Raw genomic sequence first — 15373 nt, 5'->3', positions numbered from 1 at the left:
TGCCGACTCGGACCAGGCGGCCCACCCGGCAGCGCGCCACCGTACGGCCACCGTACGCCCGCGAAGCACCGCGCAAAAGGGGGGCCGTCGCGGACGGTCCCGGGGCGGGCACGAACACCCCGGGGCCGCCCGGAAACGCCGTGAGCACGTCAGGGAGAATCTCCGCCATGACCCACACCGTGCTGATCGCCGAGGACGACCGGGCCATCCGCGACTCGCTCGCCCGCGCCCTGATGCTGGAGGGCTACCGGGTGCGGGTCTCCGCCGACGGCACCCAGACCCTGGCCGTCCTCGCCGAACAGCGCCCGGACGTCCTGGTGCTCGACGTGATGATGCCCACGCCGGACGGCCTGGAGGTCTGCCGCAGGCTGCGCGCGGCCGGCGACCGCACCCCGGTGCTGATGCTCACCGCCCGGGTCGAGGTCGCCGACCGGATCGCCGGCCTCGACGCCGGCGCCGACGACTACCTGGTCAAACCCTTCGACGTGGACGAGCTGTTCGCCCGCCTGCGCGCCCTGCTGCGCCGCCACCCTCCCGAGCCCTCGACCGAGGTGCTGGCCGTCGGCGACCTGCGGGTCGAGCCGCCGGCCCGGCGGGCCTGGCGCGCCGGGCAGGAGCTCGAACTCTCCCGCACCGAGTTCGACCTGCTGGAGCTGCTCGTCCGGCACACCGGCTCCGTCCTCGACCAGGCCACCTTCTACGAGCAGATCTGGGGCTACGACTTCGGCCCCGGTTCGAAGAACCTCGCGGTGTTCATCGGCTACCTGCGCCGCAAGCTCGACCGCCCGGGCCTGGTACCGCTGATCCACACCGTCCGAGGCGTCGGCTACACCCTGCGCGAGCCGTGACCGGTCCCGCCCGCCGAAAGAGGCCCGGGTCGCCACGCCCCGCCCGCCGGGACAGGCCCGGGTCGCCACGCCCCGCCCGCCGCCTCCCCGGATTGCCGCGCCCGGGCCTGCGCACCACCCTCGCACTGGCCTTCGCCGCGATGACCGCACTGGTCGCGGTGCTGATCGGCGCACTCGGCTACCACGCCGCCGCCCGGTTGATCCGGGACGACGAGACCGCGGACTTCACCGCCGCCGTCGACTCCGTCGACCGACAGGTCGAGCGGCAGGTGCTCTTCCCGGGCGACTTCGCCGGCCCGAGCGGCCTGAGCAACGACCTGGTGCGCCCGATCCGGGTCACCACGCAGTCCCTCGCCCCCGACGGCCTGGTGCTGCCCGGCACCGCGCGGCTCGACCTGCCCCCGACGTCGGGCGACTACGACCTCGCCCGGGCCGAGCAGCCCGGCCGCACCTCCATCGGGCTGCGCCACCGGCACGGCGACACCTACCGGGTCGGCGTGGTCTCGCTCGGCGGCGGGCGCGGAGCGATCCAGATCATCCAGCAGGTCGGACCCACCGAGGAGCTGCTGGCCACCCTGCGGGACCGCACGGTGGCCCTGGTGGCGGTCGTCACGGCCCTCGCCGGCGGAGCCGGCCGGCTGCTCGCCGGGCGGATCACCGGTCGGCTGGTCCGGCTCACCGAGGCGGCCGAACTGGTCGCCGCCAGTGGGCGGTTGGACGTCCCGGTGCCCGCCGCCGGAACGGACGAGGTGGGCCGGCTCGGCCGAGCCTTCGACCGGATGCTGGTCCGGCTCGCCACCGCGAAGGAGAACCAGCGCAGGCTGGTGCAGGACGCCGGACACGAGCTGCGCACCCCGCTGACCAGCCTGCGCACCAATCTCTCGGTGCTGCCCGACCTGGACCGGCTTCCGCCCGCCGAACGCGCCGCGCTGATGGCCGATCTGGTCGAGGAGTCCCGGGAGTTGAGCCACCTGGTGGAGGAACTGGTGGCGCTCGCGGCGGACCGCAGGGCGGACGAGCAGCCGACCGAGGTGGTGCTCGCCGACGTCGTCCGGCAGGCCGCCGCCCAGGCCCGGCGGCGCAGCGACCGGGAGATCGTGGTGGACGCGGACGGAACCGTGGTAACCGCCCGGCCGGACGCACTGGCCCGCGCGGTCGGCAACCTGCTGGACAACGCCGCCAAGTTCGACCCGTCCGGGACCGGCCCGATCGAGGTGGTGGTGCGCGGCCCGCGGGTCGAGGTGCGCGACCGCGGCCCGGGCATCGACGCGGCCGACCTCGACCGGGTCTTCGACCGCTTCTACCGGGCCACCGCCGCTCGCAGCCTGCCCGGCTCCGGACTGGGCCTGGCCATCGTGCACGAGGTGGCCCGCTCGCACGGCGGAAGGGCCTTCGCCGCCAACCGTGAGGGCGGCGGCGCGGTGATCGGCTTCACGCTCGGCGACTGAGGGCCCTCGCCGCAACCACGCGGGCCCGGTGCACGGGGCACCGGGCCGGCCGGGCCCTCCGGAGGGTTCGTCAGGAGGCCCTGGTCACCCCCACCACTGCTCCGGCACCGGCTCCGGCTCGGACTCGGACGTGTCCGGGATCGTCACCGGTTCGGCGCAACGCACCAGCAGATCACCCTCCTCCGTCCCGGCGACGAGGTAGCCGCACTCGCGGAGCACGACCGCGGCCGCGCCGCTCAGCGCCGCGAGCGCCTCCCGGGAGGGCGGCCCGCCCGGCTCCGCGCCCGGCGTCCAGCCGACCACCACACCCTCGGGGTGACGGTCGATCCACAGCGGTGAGGGCCCCGGTCCGGTGTCGAACCCGGCGCGGGCCAGGGCCTCGGTGACGTCCTCGAAGAGTTCACGGTGATCCACCATTGGCGCAGCGTAGGCCCGGGAGCGCGCCACGCCCGGCCGCGGCGCGCGCCGAAACGGTTCAGCGGCACTCGACCGCAGCATCGGTACCCGTTGGGCCGAGCGGCGGCCAGCCGATCGGGCGTCAGGAGCCTCCGTCCGGCCCGACACGAGCGGCCGGACGGCCCGATGGACGTGCACAGTCGGCCCCCTGCCGACAGCATGACAGAGTAAGCGCTCCATCACCCTGAGCAACGGGTCCAGCGGAACACCTGGTCCGCGCGCCGGTCCGGCCGGCGGGCCCGTATCGAGAGGTCCCATGATCACAACACTTCGCCGGCCGGCGCTCCCGCCGGCGGGCCTCCAGCACGGTTCGCCGAGGACGCCGGGGAGCCCGTCGTGAGAGCCGACCAGCAGTCGCAGCCGGGACCGGTGACCAGCACGCGCGCCAACCCCGCCAACATGGCCGAGTCCCTGTCCGACTGGACCGACGGCCGGCTGGGCATCTACTCCCTGGCCAAGTCCAATCTGCGCAAGATCTTTCCCGACCACTGGTCCTTCATGCTGGGCGAGATCGCGCTCTACACCTTCGTCATCATCATTCTCACCGGCGTCTGGCTGACCATGTTCTTCACGCCGAGCATGGGCGAGGTCGTCTACGACGGGACGTACGTCCCCCTGCGGGGCATCCCGATGTCCGAGGCCTACGCGTCGACGCTCAAGATCAGCTTCGACGTGCGCGGCGGCCTGCTGATGCGCCAGATCCACCACTGGGCGGCGATCGTCTTCGTCGCCTCGATGCTGACCCACATGATGCGCGTCTTCTTCACCGGCGCGTTCCGCAAGCCGCGCGAGATCAACTGGGTCTTCGGCGCCATGCTGCTGATCCTCGGCATGTTCGACGGCTTCATGGGCTACTCGCTGCCGGACGACCTGCTCTCCGGCACCGGCATCCGCTTCATGGAGGGTGCCATCCTCGCCGTCCCGATCGTCGGGACGTACCTGTCGTTCTTCCTCTTCGGCGGCGAGTTCCCGGGCACCGACATCATCCCCCGGCTGTTCACCGTCCACGTCCTGCTGATCCCGGGCGTCATGGTGGGCCTGCTCGCGGCGCACCTGATCCTGGTCTTCTACCACAAGCACACCCAGTTCGCCGGGCCCGGCCGGACCAACGAGAACGTGGTCGGCATGCCGCTGCTGCCGGTCTACACCGCCAAGGCCGGCGGCTTCTTCTTCCTGGTCTTCGGCGTGGTCGCGGTGATGTCCGCGATCGCCACGGTCAACCCGATCTGGGCGTACGGGCCGTACCGTCCGGACCAGGTCTCCACCGACGCCCAGCCGGACTGGTACATGGGCTTCTCCGAGGGCCTGATCCGCGTGATGCCCGGGTGGGAGATCAGCGTCTGGGGCGGTCACACCCTCAACCTCGGGGTGTTCATCCCGCTGATGGTCTTCCCGCTCGTGCTGCTGGTCATCTGGGGCTACCCCTTCCTGGAGGCCTGGATCACCGGGGACCGGGGCGAGCACCACATCGCCGACCGCCCGCGCAACGCCCCGGTCCGCACCGCCTTCGGCGCGGCCTGGATGAGCCTCTACCTGCTCCTGCTGGCCGGCGGCGGCAACGACCTGCTGGCCACCCACTTCCACCTCTCGATCAACGCGATCACCTACGCGGTGCGCATCGGCTTCTTCACCGTGCCGGTGGTCGTCTTCGTCATCACCAAGCGGTGGTGCCTGGGCCTCCAGCGGCGGGACAAGGAGAAGGTGCTGCACGGCCGGGAGACCGGCGTCATCAACCGGCTCCAGCACGGCGAGTTCATCGAGGTGCACGCGCCGCTGCCGCCGGGCCGCCTCTTCACCCTCACCGCCCACGACCAGCCCCAGCCCTCCGAACTGCCGCCCGAGGTGGACGAGAACGGGGTGGCCCGCAAGGCCGGGCTGTGGACCCGCACGCGGGTGAAGCTCTCCCGCGGCTTCTACGGCAAGGGCAGCCAGATCGCCAAGCCCACCGTCGAGGAGCACGAGGAGATCAGCAGCGGCCACGGCCACCACTGATCCGCGCCCCGACACGAAGCAGGGCCCGCCGCACCGGAAACGGTGCGGCGGGCCCTCGTCGTGCCCGGGCCGGTGGACGGCAGCCCGGGACCGCTCAGCCGCGCAGGACGGCGGGGACGACGGCGAACAGCGCCGCCGCCACGGTGACGGAGAGGCAGAGCGCCGCCCAGCGGGCGCAGATCCGACGGCACTCGACGCGGTAGCGGGCGGCCAGCCGGCGGCAGCGCTCGACCGCGCGGTCGACGACCTCCTCGGCGTAGCGCACCCGGTCCGCGGCATAGGCCTGCTCGAGGCTCTCCCGCTCCGCCGCCGGCAGCCAGGGGAACTGCGCGGCGAACGCGCGGGCGTCCCGTTCGGCCGCCGCGACCTCCGCCTCCCAGGCCAGGAACCCCTCGATGCGGGCGAACTCCGCCCGGGAGTTCACCCGGGGGCGGGCGCCGGCGGACCTGCCCCGGCGGGGGGTCCGCGCTCTCGGCGGACGCTGTCTGCCACCCATTGACCGCTCCTCAAGTCCTGTCGAGTCGTCCTGCCGGACCAGCCTGCGGGGACGGGCTCCCGACAGGGATCGCTCCGCGACCAGGCAACTACTACCAGCGACGAACAGCAGGTGGCGGGCGGCTCGCCACAGGCCGGGCGATTCTTGCCGGACGGTGGAGCGGGGGCCGCACCGACCGGGCAGCGCGCGAGCGGCCCCCTGCGGTGCCCGGGGACCTCCGGGTGAACACGGACGGACCCGCCGCTCGGTGCGCCGAGGGGCGGGCCGGTCCCGTCGTGCCAGGGGTGGCAGGGGAGCGCCCCGCCGGGTGGGGAACAATGGACGGCATGTCCCGACGTCGTTCCGCGCCCCGCGCCGCCGCGCCCCGGCTGCTGCCCTCCTCCCCCTGCCCGTGCGGCCTGCCCGCCAGCTACGGCGACTGCTGCGGCCGACTGCACCGGGGCCAGACGGCGGCCGGCACCGCCGAGTCCCTGATGCGGTCCCGGTTCAGCGCCTTCGCCGCGCAGGACGAGGCGTACCTGCTGCGTACCTGGCACCCGGACACCCGGCCCGCGGAGGTCGACTTCGACCCGGGCCTGCGCTGGACCGGGCTGGAGGTGGTCGCCACCACCGAGGGCGGCGCGTTCCACGCGGAGGGCACGGTCGCCTTCCGGGCCCACTGGACCGAGGGCGGCGAGCAGGGTGTGCTCACCGAGAACAGCCGCTTCGTGCGGCACGAGGGCGCCTGGGTGTACCTCGACGCCCTCTCGCTCGGCTGAGCCGCCCGGCCCGCGGCCGCCGGGGTGCCGCTCCGGCGGGCCACTCCGGCGGGCCGGCTACAGGTAGTCGTCCAGCCGGGCCAGGGCGAAGCCCTGCGCGGTGACGTCGTTGACGACCTTGCGCAGCAGATCCGGCATGGAGGCCTTCCAGATGTCGGTGCCCCTGAAGTGGGTCAGGATGATGTCGCCCGGATGCAGCTGCCGGTCGTCGTAGCGCCATTCCATGTGGTCGGGGAAGGCCTCCTCGTTCCACAGCGGCACCGCCTCCACCCCGCAGGACGCCGCCGCGCGCAGGGTGTCGTCGTTGTACTCGCCGTAGGGCGGCCGGAACAGCCGGGGGCGGACGCCGATCTGCTGCTCCAGCCGGTCCTGCTGGTTGCAGATCTCCTGGCGCTGGGTCTCGTAGTCCAGCACCTTCAGGTTGCGGTGGTTGATCGTGTGGTTGTTGATCTCCACGCCGTGGGCGTGCAGGTCGCGGAAGTAGCCGTAGTTCTCGCGGACGAGGTAGTCGGAGACGTAGGTGCTGAGCGGGATGCCCAGCTCCTCGGCCATCCGGGAGAACTCGGGATCCTTCTCGGCGCCGTCGTCGACGGTCAGGAAGACCACCTTGTCGTCGGTCGGGACCCGGTAGACGACGGGCGGGCGGCCCTCCGCGAGCTTGACCCCCTGCACCGGGGTGAGCGCGGCCCTGGTCGCCGGGCGCGGCGGGGCCTTCAGCGGCGGGCGCTCCAGGCCCCAGCGCTGGGCGGCCTCCGCGGTGGCGCGGGCGGCGGCCTCCTGACGGGCCGTGGCCTCGCCGCCGCTCTGCTCCTCCTGGTGGGCCGCTCCGGGCTGCAGCGGCTGCGCCGCGGGCGGGGCGGCGGGGGCGGCACCCTCCGCCGCCCCGGCGGCCTCCGCCTCCGCGACACCGGCACCGGCACCGGCACCGGCCGGAGCCGCGGCTGGCTCGGCGGCCGGAGCCGCCTTCGCGTTCGCATCGGCGATCGGGGCGGGCTTCGGCCCGGCGGGAGCGGCCGGACCGGCACAGCCGGCCAGGACGGCGGAGAGGCAGACGGTGGCCAGCAGGCCGGTCCGTACGCCGGCCCGATGCCGCTGATTCCCCCTCAGATCAGCACTAATACGACAAACTGATGGTCTGTTCATGGGAGCACTGCTCCCCCGTCGCGCCCCACCGCCAATCCCCTCATCACTCGCGCGGGGCAACGACGCACCGGGGCCTTGCCGTTCCTTTGCCCGCGCGGTGGGCGGCCGGACGGCCGGACGGGGCCGAAGTGCCGGGCCGCCGGGCCGCCGGGAAAACCGATTGCGGCGACGGCGCCATGAAGTGGATCATGCGCGCATGACGAACACCGCGCCCCGCAGCTCCGGCACCTGGACCGTCGCCCCGGCCGACGTGACCATCCCGGAGGCCCTGGACCTGCTGCGCGAGTACTACTACGACGTGGCCAACCGCTACTACCGCCTGCACCTCGACCGGGAGGGCACCCCCGAGGAACTGGAGTCCGGCCTGGCCGACTCCCCCAGCGACGACCTCGCCGCCCCGGACGGCCTCTTCCTGATCGGCCGTCACGACGGCCTCGCCCACTCCTGCGCCGGTCTGCGGCGACTCGACGCCACCACCGCCGAACTCACCCGCGTCTTCGTCCGCCCCGGCCTGCGCGGCACCGGCGGCGGCGCCGAACTGCTGGCCGCCGTCGACCGGGCCGCCCGCTCCCTGGGCGCGGACCGGATCGTCCTCGACACCCGCCTCGACCTGCTCGAGGCCCGTGCGCTCTACCTGCGCAACGGGTACCGGGAGATCCCCGCCTACAGCAGCGGACCGTACGCCGAGATCTGGTACGGGAAGGACCTCACCGCCGTGGAGCAACAGCACTGACCCCGAGGGGCCGGCTCGCCGAAGCGCCGGTGGGGGGCCGCTCCTTCAGACCTCTGCCGTGGGACGGGCCGGGCCGAGGTGGTGCACGGCGGTGCGGTCGGCGTGCGCGGCGAGCAGGTCCCGCAGCTGGTGGGCCGCGGCCTCCAGGTGGTCGCCGTCGCGGCCGGCGTGGAGGGTTTCGAGGACGAAGGCGACGCGGGTCGTGTCCCGGGTGACACGGGTGCGGTGGGCGTCGCGGTGGTTCCAGTGGCGGGTGAGGACGTCGGTGGTGTCGGCGTAGATGATCTCGCCGGGGTTGGGGTGCTCGACGGCGTCGGGGTCGCCGAGCGGGGTGAAGGACTCGGTGCCGTCCGCGTGCCGGATGACGACGTCACCGGTGACGCGGTCGAGGTCGAAGGCGCCGGCGGGCAGGCCGTGGCGGACGGAGACGGCGTTGTAGGAGTCCACGGCCGGGTTGACGCGCGGCAGCGCTCCCTTCTTGGCGAGGCGGCGGCCGAGGGCGTCGACGCTGGGGCGGATGCGGCGGGGGTTGGTGCCGAAGGAGCGGTAGGCGGCGTGCCAGGCCTCGATGCGGGGGTCGCTCTCGTCGGCGGGCTGCCAGCTGCCGTCGGCGAGCCGCTGCTCCAGGTCCGCCAGGGCGGCGGTGGTGTGGGGCCAGGGCTCGTGGCCGCGCAGGCCGGTGGCGGTGACCACGGCGATGAGGGTGTCGGGGAAGGCGGCGGCGACGGCGGGGTCGAGGCGGAAGACGGGCATGGGCGGGCTCCGTTTCATGGGTCCGGTGGGGGGCGGGGGCAGGACTTTCGCATGCCGACGCGGTCCGGGGCCGGTGGTCCGGGCGCCGGTGCGGCCCGGACGGCGGGGCCGCCGGTGCGGTCAGGTGAGGGCGAGGAGGCTGACGGCGAGGGCGGCGGCGCCCAGGCCGAGGAGTTGGCCGCGGTGGACGCGTTCGGCGAGGACGCCGCGGGCGAGCAGGACGGTGCCGGCCGGGTAGAGGGCGGTGATCACGGCGACGACGGTGAGGTCGCCGCTGCGGGCGGCGAGCAGGAACAGCAGGTTCGCCAGGGAGTCCAGGACGCCCGCGGTGGCGGACAGCGCGTACGCGGGACGTTCGGAGCCCAGGCGGCGGCGCAGCAGAGCGGCCGCGGCCAGCGTGACCGCCGAGGAGATCGCCCGGCCGGTGATCAGCGGGGCGACCCCGCTGTCGGCGGGCGCCTGGTGCAGGAAGACCAGCTGGAGGGCGATGGCGGAGCCCGCACCGAAGGCCAGCAGCAGCGCGGTGCGGGAGGGGCGGGCGGAGCCCGCGCCGTGCCCGGCGCTGACCAGGACGACGGCCGCCAGAGCCAGCGGCAGGCCCACCAGCCCGGCAGTGCCCAGGTGCTCGCCCTCCAGCAGGCCCACCGCGACGGGCAGCGCGGCGGACACCAGGGCCGTCACCGGGGACAGGACGTTCATCGGGCCGATCGCCAGTGTGCGGTAGAGCAGGACGAAGGCGGCGGCCGAGGCGACACCCGACGCCGCGCCCCAGCCGAGCGCGCCCGCGCTGAAGGAGGCGCCGAGGACCGGCCACACCAGCAGCTCCACCAGGAGACTGGCCGGGGCCGCGACCAGCACGGTCCGCAGCACGTGCGCCTTGCGGGCACCGAGGCCGCCGAGGAAGTCGGCGCACCCGTAGGCCAGTGAACTGCCCAGGGCCAGCAGCAGAGCGATCACGGCAACATCCCTTACCATTTCAGTGGAACGACTACACAGTACATCCAATCGACCGGTTCAGTGCAACAAAACGACCGGACCGTGCATTCGAGTGGTCCGCTACGAGGATGGTGATCACATGACCGAGACGGCCGCAGCCCTGCGGACGGTCGCGCAGAACGTCAAGGCCGCCCGCCGGCGCGCGGGCCTCTCCCTGGACGAACTCAGCCGGCGCGCCCAGGTCAGCAAGGGCGCCCTGGTCGGTCTGGAGAAGGCCCAGGGCAACCCCAACCTGGCCACCCTCGTCCGTCTCGCCGACACCCTCGGCGTCTCGGTGTCCGACCTGATGCAGGGGCGGCCCGAAGGGCGCGTCCGCCTCGTCGCCGCCGACGACGTGGCACCGCTGTGGACCGGGGAACGGGGCAGCGACGCCCGGCTCATGCTGACCACCGCGGGCCCGACTCCCGTCGAGGTGTGGCGCTGGCGGCTGGAACCGGGCGAGGAGTACCCCAGCCACCCCCACCAGGCCGGCGTCGTGGAGACCGTCAGCGTCACCTCCGGCCGCATGACCCTGGTCGTCGACGGCACCGAGCACACCGTCGAGGCGGGCCAGACCGCCGCCTTCGACGGCGACAGTGCCCACACCTACCGCGGCTCGGGCACCGGGACGTGCCACCTGATCATGACCGTCCACCTGCCGCCCGGACCCGTCGCCGCGACCTGACCGGCGAACCCGTCCGGCTCGAACCCGTCGACCCCGATGAGCCGATGACCCGGCGACCCCGTGGCCCGGCGGCCCGGCGTGCCCGGACGTGGCCGCCGGAACGATCCGGGGCTACACCGCCCCGGCGTCCGCGTGCGGCTCCGGTCCGTCCGTCAAGGCGGCCGCGAGTTCGGCCGCCGAGGGCGGGTTGGCGCCCGGACGGGCGACCGTCAGCGCGGCCGCCGTCACCGCCTGGGTGAGGCAGACCCCGAGGTCGGCGTCGGCCGCACGGGCGTGCAGGAAGGCGGCCATGAAGGAGTCGCCGGCGCCGACGGTGTCCGCGACCGGTACCGGCAGGGCCGCCGCCTCGGCGCGTCCGCCCTCGGCGGTGCGCGCGAACGCGCCCTCGGCACCGAGGGTGACCGCGACCACCGCCGGGCCGAGGGCCAGCCAGCGCTCGGCGACCGCCTCGGGCCGCTCGCCCGGGTAGAGCCAGGCCAGGTCCTCGTCGCTGGCCTTGACCAGGTCGCTCAGCGCCACCCAGCGCTCGACCCGGCGGACGGCCTCGGCCCGATCCCCCATCAGCGCCGGGCGCACGTTCGGGTCGTAGCTGATCCGCGCCCGCCCGTGCCAGCGCTCGACCAGCGCCCGCACCGATGCCGCGCCGGGTTCGGTGACCGCGGCGATCGAGCCGAGGTGGATCACGGTGGGCGGCTCGGCGATCCCGGTCGGCGGCAGCGTCCAGTGGATGTCGAAGGTGTAGCGGGCCCGCCCCTGCCCGTCCAGCTCCACCACCGCCGAGGGCGTCCGGGCGACCTCGGCGGCCCGCACCCGCACGCCCGCCGACTCCAGGTGGCGCCGGATCAGCCGCCCGTTGTCGTCCGGCCCCAGCTCGGTGAGCAGCGTGGCCGGGCGGCCCAGCCGGGCCAGGCCGTAGGCGACGTTCGCGGGGCTGCCGCCGGGGTGCACCCGGTCCGGCGCCACACCCGATCGGACGATGTCGGCGACGCATTCGCCGATCACCAGAACGGGTGAAGCTGGACTGGTCACGGCGGCTCCTGGCATCCGGTACGCGGGCGTCGTCTCGGTCGCCAGCCTACGGGGTGCGTTCGGGCGCGCGGCGCCGGACAGCGGAGTACGGCCGCCGGACCTGGCCAGGTTTTCCGACGGCCGTGGATCGTCCGTCAGGGGACGATGCACTCCTCACGTTAGCCCGCGTGCGGAGGCGCCGCCATCACCCTGGGCCGTCCGGGGGACCACGGTGTGAGGCCGAGGTGCAGGAATCGCGCCCGGGCCGCTCCGGCGGTCCACTAGCATCCGTGGCCCAGGCGTTCAGCTCCGGCGGATCCCGCCTCCGCTCCCGGTCGTGAATCGCGGTGATCACCTTGTTCGGGCCCCGCGCCGGTCTCCTTCCCTCGCTCGTGCTCAGTGCGGTCGTGCTGTCGGCGAGCGTGCCGACGGCCGGCGCCGCCGACGGGCTGGGCGATCCGGTCTTCCCCTCGCTCGGGAACACCGGGTACCGGGCGCTCGGGTACGACCTCGCCTTCGACTACCGGGCCGGGACCAGGACGGTGGACGGCACGGCCCTGATCACCGTGCGGCCGGACCGCGCCCTGGCCCGGCTGGACCTGGACGCGCTCGGGCTGACCGTGCGCGCCGTCCGGGTCGACGGGCGGCCCGCGCGGTTCGCGACCCACGACGAGAAGCTGACGGTCACTCCGGCCAGGCCGTTCCGCCCGGGCGCCACCGCCCGGCTCGCCGTCGAGTACACCGCCGACCCCCGGGCCGCGCTGCCGCACACCGGCTGGGTCCCCACCCCGGACGGCTTCGCGGTGGCGGGCCAGCCGGACAGCGCCCACACCGTCTTCCCGTGCAACGACCACCCGGGCGACAAGGCCCGGTTCACCATCGCGGTGACCGCCCCGGACGCCCTCCTCGGCGTGGCCAACGGGGAGTTGACGGCCACCGAGCGGCTGGGCGACGGCCGCACCACCCGCCGTTACGTCTCCCGCGAACCGATGGCCACCGAACTGGTCCAGGTCTCGGTCGGCGACCACACCGTGCGCGAACGCACCGGCCCGCACGGCCTGCCGCTGCGCGACGTCGTGCCGACCGCCCGCGCCGCCGAGCTGGAGCCCGCGCTCGCCCTCACCCCCGGCCAGCTCGCCTGGGCCGAAGCCCGCCTGGGGCCGTTCCCGTTCGAGACGTACGGGATCCTGCCGGTCGACACGGACGACCCGGCGGCCTTCGCCTTCACCGGTCTGGAGACCCAGACGCTCACCCTCTACAAGCCGAACTTCCTGCGGCAGGCGGAGCCGGCGATCGGCTCGCACATGATGCACGAGCTGGTCCACTCCTGGTTCGGCGACAGCGTCTCCCCCGCCACCTGGTCCGACCTCTGGCTCAACGAGGGCCACGCCGACTTCTACGGACTGACGTACCGCTACGAGCGCGGGTGGCCTGACGCCTGGGGCTTCACCACCCTGGTCGACCGGATGCGCCACCTCTACGGGCTGGGCGACCAGTGGCGGCACGACTCCGGGCCGGTCGCCTCCCCCACCGCCGCCGACCTCTTCGACAGCCAGCGGTACACCGGCGGCGCGCTGGTGCTGTTCGCACTGCGGGAGAAGGTCGGGACGGAGACCTTCGACCGGATCGAGCGCACCTTCCTGGGCACCCACCGGTACGGGAACGCGTCCACCGAGGACTATGTGCGGACGGCCTCGGCGGTGTCCGGTCAGGACCTGCGGGGCTTCCTCCGGGACTGGCTGTACGGGCTGCGGACACCGCCGATGCCGGGCCATCCGGACTGGGTGGTGGGCCCGGTCGGCCCGACCGGGGCGGCTCCGGGAGCTCCGGGAGCCACGGCGGTTCCCGGGCGCTCGGTCCGGGAGGGTGGGGCCGCGGTGGCGGGCGGGCCCGCGGTGGCGCGGGGCTCCGGGACGCTCTGACGGCGCGGCTGGGGCTGTTGGTGCACGCCCGGCGCGCCGCCGTGCGTCCGGTCGCACCGTACGCGCCCCTGACCGGCAGGGGCGGGTGGGGCCATGGTGGTTCCCACGGCCCGCCGGCCGCCCGGCAGAGACCCGGTCGGTTCGCGGGCCGTCCAACGCTTGCCGACGCTCCCCGCCGTGAACCCGCGACGGGCCCGAACCGTAACCCTTCCGGCGCAGCGTCGTTGGACCGGCCATGAAGAAGCGCAGCATGCTTGCCGTTGCCTCGCTCGCCGTTGGTGTCGTGGCCTCCCTCACCGCGCCTAGTGCGCACGCCAGTGCCGTGGGCGGGCAGGAGGGACTGCCCGGGCCGCTGAGCAGCGCTCCGGACGTGGTCCCCGGGCAGGTCGGTGACGCGGGTGGCGTCCTCGGGGAGGCCACCGGCTATGTGACCGGGTCGGCGAACGGCCTGGTGGCGGCCGCTCCCGCGTAGTCGGGCACCGGTCGGCCCCGATGTCCTGGTCCCCGTTCTCCGGTCCCCGGTCGCCGTCGGCCGCGGTTCAGGACATCGGGGCTCCGAGGTCCTGGGTCCAGTAGGGGGTGCCGGTGGAGCTGGTGGCGAAGCCGACGCCGATGTCCTTGAATCCGCAGTCGAGCATGTTGGACTGGTGGATTCCGCCGTCCATCCAGCGGGCGAAGACGGCGGCCGGGGTGGTCGGACCCCGGTCGAGGTTCTCGCCCCACTGGGACCAGCGGTAGCCGGCGGCGGTGATCCGGGCCTCGGTTCGGACGCCCTCCGGGTTGACGTGGTCGAAGAAGCCGCGGGTGGCCATGTCGTCCGCGTGCTTCTGGGCCGAGCCGTGCAGCCGGGGGTCGATCCGCAGCGGGGCGCAGCCGGCCCTGGCGCGTTCGGCGTTGACCAGGTCCACCAGCTGGCGTTCCGGGTTGGGCTGCGGTGTCGCGGTGGCGGTGCGGCTGGCGGTCGGCGTCGGTGTGGGAGACGCCGTCGGTGTCGGGCTCTCCGCGGGTGTCGGGGTCGGTATCGGCGCGGACGCGGCGGGTGCGGCGGCGACCGTCGGGGTGTCCTGTGCCGCGGCCGGGGCGGTGGGCTCCGGTGCCGTCGCCTGCGGAGGCTCGCCGGCCTGCGGCCAGACCAGGGCGAGGGTGGTCACCGCGACCGCCGCGGCCGCCCCGCCCGCCAGGACGGCCTTGCGGGCCGCGGTGCCGGCCCAGCCGCCGTGTCCTCCCGCGCCCGCACCCGAGTGCGCTCCGGCCCCGGCCCCCGCTCCGGTGGCGGCCGTCGAGGAGGCGACGGTGGCCGCGGTCTGCTGGAAGTGCAGCAGTACGGGCCAGTCGAGCGGCACTGGCACCAGGGCGAGGCCGGCCAGCAGTCCTTCGGCCGGGAAGAGGTCCCGGCCGAGGCCGCCGCAGTCGGCGCAGTCGCGGATGTGGCGGGCGATGCGCTTGCGCCAGACCGAGTTCGGAGTGCCGTCGAAGCCCGCGGTGAGCTCGGTCAGCCCGGGGCAGCGCGGGTAGGCGCAGAGCGCTCGGACGACGACGCGGCCCGCTTCGAGCTGCTTCTTCATCCGCTGGACGCGCACGGCGGTGTGCTGCGGACTCAGGTCGAGGGCGTCGGCGAGTTCGGCGCGGGTCAGCTCGCCGGCGGCCTCCAACCACCAGAGGGCGAGCAGCTCGCGGTCGTCGGGGTCCAGCCAGCGGGTGGCCTCGGCCACCTCGCGGCGCTGGCCGGACAGGCCGAGGCGCAGGATGGTGAGGTCCGTGAAGTCGGCCCGGGGGTCGGCGACCTCCCAGGTCTCGTCCAGGCCGCCGACGGTCGGCTGCTGCTGGCCCGCGGCGTACCGACGGCGTACCTGGTTCATGGTGATGGCCACCAGCCAGGACCGGAAGGACTCCGGCTCGCGGAGCCCTTCCAGGCCGTCCAGGGCGCGGATCATGGTCTCCTGCGCGACGTCGTCCACGTCGACGTGGCCGCCGAGGGCGCGGCCGGCCACGTTGTAGACGAGCGGGAGCCAGGCGGCGACCAGCGCCTCCTGGGCCTGCCGGTCGCCTGCCTGCGCCGCCAGCACCAGGGCGGTCCCGGTCCTGTTCTGCACCTCAGCGTTCATCGTCCGCACTCCGTCTTGCCGTATCCGTCCGCCGCTGCCTCCTCGGAGACC

The 15373-nt window shown here is 74.4% G+C and carries 15 protein-coding genes; 8 read left to right on the top strand and 7 right to left on the bottom strand.

Features of this window, described 5'->3' with window-relative positions; all coding sequences use genetic code 11:
• Positions 1-167: 167 nt before the first annotated feature.
• Together ABZ449_RS13100 and ABZ449_RS13095 are read left to right on the top strand one after the other, a co-directional pair.
• Positions 168-848: a response regulator transcription factor gene (locus tag ABZ449_RS13100; RefSeq protein ID WP_360344816.1), complete on the top strand. Its 681-nt coding sequence runs from the start codon at positions 168-170 to the stop codon at positions 846-848.
• Between the two features lie 92 nt (positions 849-940).
• On the top strand, positions 941-2296 hold the full coding sequence (locus ABZ449_RS13095) for an ATP-binding protein (protein WP_360344814.1): 1356 nt from the start codon (positions 941-943) through the stop codon (positions 2294-2296).
• An 84-nt stretch (positions 2297-2380) separates the two neighbouring features.
• Here the strand turns inward: ABZ449_RS13095 and ABZ449_RS13090 are convergent, their stop codons facing one another.
• A complete protein-coding gene (locus ABZ449_RS13090) occupies positions 2381-2713 on the bottom strand; it encodes a hypothetical protein (protein ID WP_360344812.1) in 333 nt (110 codons plus the stop codon).
• Positions 2714-3151: 438 nt separating this feature from the next.
• Here ABZ449_RS13090 and ABZ449_RS13085 point away from each other — a divergent pair, with 438 nt between their 5' ends.
• Positions 3152-4744 carry a ubiquinol-cytochrome c reductase cytochrome b subunit gene (locus tag ABZ449_RS13085; protein ID WP_360344875.1) on the top strand — a complete coding sequence of 531 codons (1593 nt, stop codon included), beginning with the start codon at positions 3152-3154 and terminating at the stop codon, positions 4742-4744.
• 94 nt (positions 4745-4838) lie between these two features.
• On the opposite strand, the gene ABZ449_RS13080 is transcribed toward ABZ449_RS13085, so the two are convergent.
• Positions 4839-5240: a hypothetical protein gene (locus ABZ449_RS13080; RefSeq protein WP_360344810.1), complete on the bottom strand. Its 402-nt coding sequence runs from the start codon at positions 5238-5240 to the stop codon at positions 4839-4841.
• Positions 5241-5566: 326 nt separating this feature from the next.
• Between ABZ449_RS13080 and ABZ449_RS13075 the strand changes: the two genes are divergently transcribed.
• Positions 5567-5998, top strand: coding sequence for a YchJ family metal-binding protein (locus ABZ449_RS13075; protein ID WP_360344808.1), 432 nt, complete (start codon positions 5567-5569; stop codon positions 5996-5998).
• Between the two features lie 57 nt (positions 5999-6055).
• Here the strand turns inward: ABZ449_RS13075 and ABZ449_RS13070 are convergent, their stop codons facing one another.
• Entirely contained in the window at positions 6056-7141 is a 1086-nt protein-coding gene (locus ABZ449_RS13070; protein ID WP_360344806.1) for a polysaccharide deacetylase family protein, read from the bottom strand.
• 196 nt (positions 7142-7337) lie between these two features.
• On the opposite strand from ABZ449_RS13070, the gene ABZ449_RS13065 reads away from it, so the two are divergent.
• Positions 7338-7874: a GNAT family N-acetyltransferase gene (locus tag ABZ449_RS13065; protein ID WP_360344803.1), complete on the top strand. Its 537-nt coding sequence runs from the start codon at positions 7338-7340 to the stop codon at positions 7872-7874.
• Between the two features lie 45 nt (positions 7875-7919).
• On the opposite strand, the gene ABZ449_RS13060 is transcribed toward ABZ449_RS13065, so the two are convergent.
• Together ABZ449_RS13060 and ABZ449_RS13055 are read right to left on the bottom strand one after the other, a co-directional pair.
• Complete coding sequence (locus ABZ449_RS13060; protein ID WP_360344801.1) at positions 7920-8627, bottom strand: phenylalanine--tRNA ligase beta subunit-related protein; 708 nt, start codon at positions 8625-8627, stop codon at positions 7920-7922.
• Positions 8628-8747: 120 nt separating this feature from the next.
• Positions 8748-9584: an EamA family transporter gene (locus ABZ449_RS13055; protein ID WP_360344798.1), complete on the bottom strand. Its 837-nt coding sequence runs from the start codon at positions 9582-9584 to the stop codon at positions 8748-8750.
• Between the two features lie 118 nt (positions 9585-9702).
• Here ABZ449_RS13055 and ABZ449_RS13050 point away from each other — a divergent pair, with 118 nt between their 5' ends.
• Positions 9703-10287, top strand: coding sequence for an XRE family transcriptional regulator (locus ABZ449_RS13050; RefSeq protein WP_360344796.1), 585 nt, complete (start codon positions 9703-9705; stop codon positions 10285-10287).
• Positions 10288-10398: 111 nt separating this feature from the next.
• Here the strand turns inward: ABZ449_RS13050 and ABZ449_RS13045 are convergent, their stop codons facing one another.
• Complete coding sequence (locus ABZ449_RS13045; protein ID WP_360344794.1) at positions 10399-11316, bottom strand: carbohydrate kinase; 918 nt, start codon at positions 11314-11316, stop codon at positions 10399-10401.
• Positions 11317-11687: 371 nt separating this feature from the next.
• On the opposite strand from ABZ449_RS13045, the gene ABZ449_RS13040 reads away from it, so the two are divergent.
• Together ABZ449_RS13040 and ABZ449_RS13035 are read left to right on the top strand one after the other, a co-directional pair.
• Positions 11688-13217: a M1 family metallopeptidase gene (locus tag ABZ449_RS13040; RefSeq protein ID WP_360344792.1), complete on the top strand. Its 1530-nt coding sequence runs from the start codon at positions 11688-11690 to the stop codon at positions 13215-13217.
• A gap of 250 nt (positions 13218-13467) precedes the next feature.
• Positions 13468-13689: a hypothetical protein gene (locus ABZ449_RS13035; protein ID WP_360344790.1), complete on the top strand. Its 222-nt coding sequence runs from the start codon at positions 13468-13470 to the stop codon at positions 13687-13689.
• Positions 13690-13756: 67 nt separating this feature from the next.
• Here the strand turns inward: ABZ449_RS13035 and ABZ449_RS13030 are convergent, their stop codons facing one another.
• A complete protein-coding gene (locus tag ABZ449_RS13030; protein WP_360344788.1) occupies positions 13757-15322 on the bottom strand; it encodes a sigma-70 family RNA polymerase sigma factor in 1566 nt (521 codons plus the stop codon).
• Between the last annotated feature and the right edge of the window lie 51 nt (positions 15323-15373).

The organism is Kitasatospora sp. NPDC005856, assembly GCF_040629945.1.
Taxonomy (GTDB): domain Bacteria; phylum Actinomycetota; class Actinomycetes; order Streptomycetales; family Streptomycetaceae; genus Kitasatospora.
This window is presented reverse-complemented; position numbering and strand designations above follow the sequence as displayed.

What these genes read in the sequence shown, in the direction of transcription:
- ABZ449_RS13065 (WP_360344803.1), top strand. Translation starts at nt 7,338, where the DNA reads ATGACGAACACCGCGCCCCGCAGCTCCGGCACCTGGACCGTCGCCCCG.
- ABZ449_RS13035 (WP_360344790.1), top strand. Translation starts at nt 13,468, where the DNA reads ATGCTTGCCGTTGCCTCGCTCGCCGTTGGTGTCGTGGCCTCCCTCACC.
- ABZ449_RS13030 (WP_360344788.1), bottom strand. Translation starts at nt 15,322, where the DNA reads ATGAACGCTGAGGTGCAGAACAGGACCGGGACCGCCCTGGTGCTGGCG.
- ABZ449_RS13050 (WP_360344796.1), top strand. Translation starts at nt 9,703, where the DNA reads ATGACCGAGACGGCCGCAGCCCTGCGGACGGTCGCGCAGAACGTCAAG.
- ABZ449_RS13080 (WP_360344810.1), bottom strand. Translation starts at nt 5,240, where the DNA reads ATGGGTGGCAGACAGCGTCCGCCGAGAGCGCGGACCCCCCGCCGGGGC.
- ABZ449_RS13060 (WP_360344801.1), bottom strand. Translation starts at nt 8,627, where the DNA reads ATGCCCGTCTTCCGCCTCGACCCCGCCGTCGCCGCCGCCTTCCCCGAC.
- ABZ449_RS13075 (WP_360344808.1), top strand. Translation starts at nt 5,567, where the DNA reads ATGTCCCGACGTCGTTCCGCGCCCCGCGCCGCCGCGCCCCGGCTGCTG.
- ABZ449_RS13090 (WP_360344812.1), bottom strand. Translation starts at nt 2,713, where the DNA reads ATGGTGGATCACCGTGAACTCTTCGAGGACGTCACCGAGGCCCTGGCC.
- ABZ449_RS13070 (WP_360344806.1), bottom strand. Translation starts at nt 7,141, where the DNA reads ATGAACAGACCATCAGTTTGTCGTATTAGTGCTGATCTGAGGGGGAAT.
- ABZ449_RS13100 (WP_360344816.1), top strand. Translation starts at nt 168, where the DNA reads ATGACCCACACCGTGCTGATCGCCGAGGACGACCGGGCCATCCGCGAC.
- ABZ449_RS13085 (WP_360344875.1), top strand. Translation starts at nt 3,152, where the DNA reads ATGGCCGAGTCCCTGTCCGACTGGACCGACGGCCGGCTGGGCATCTAC.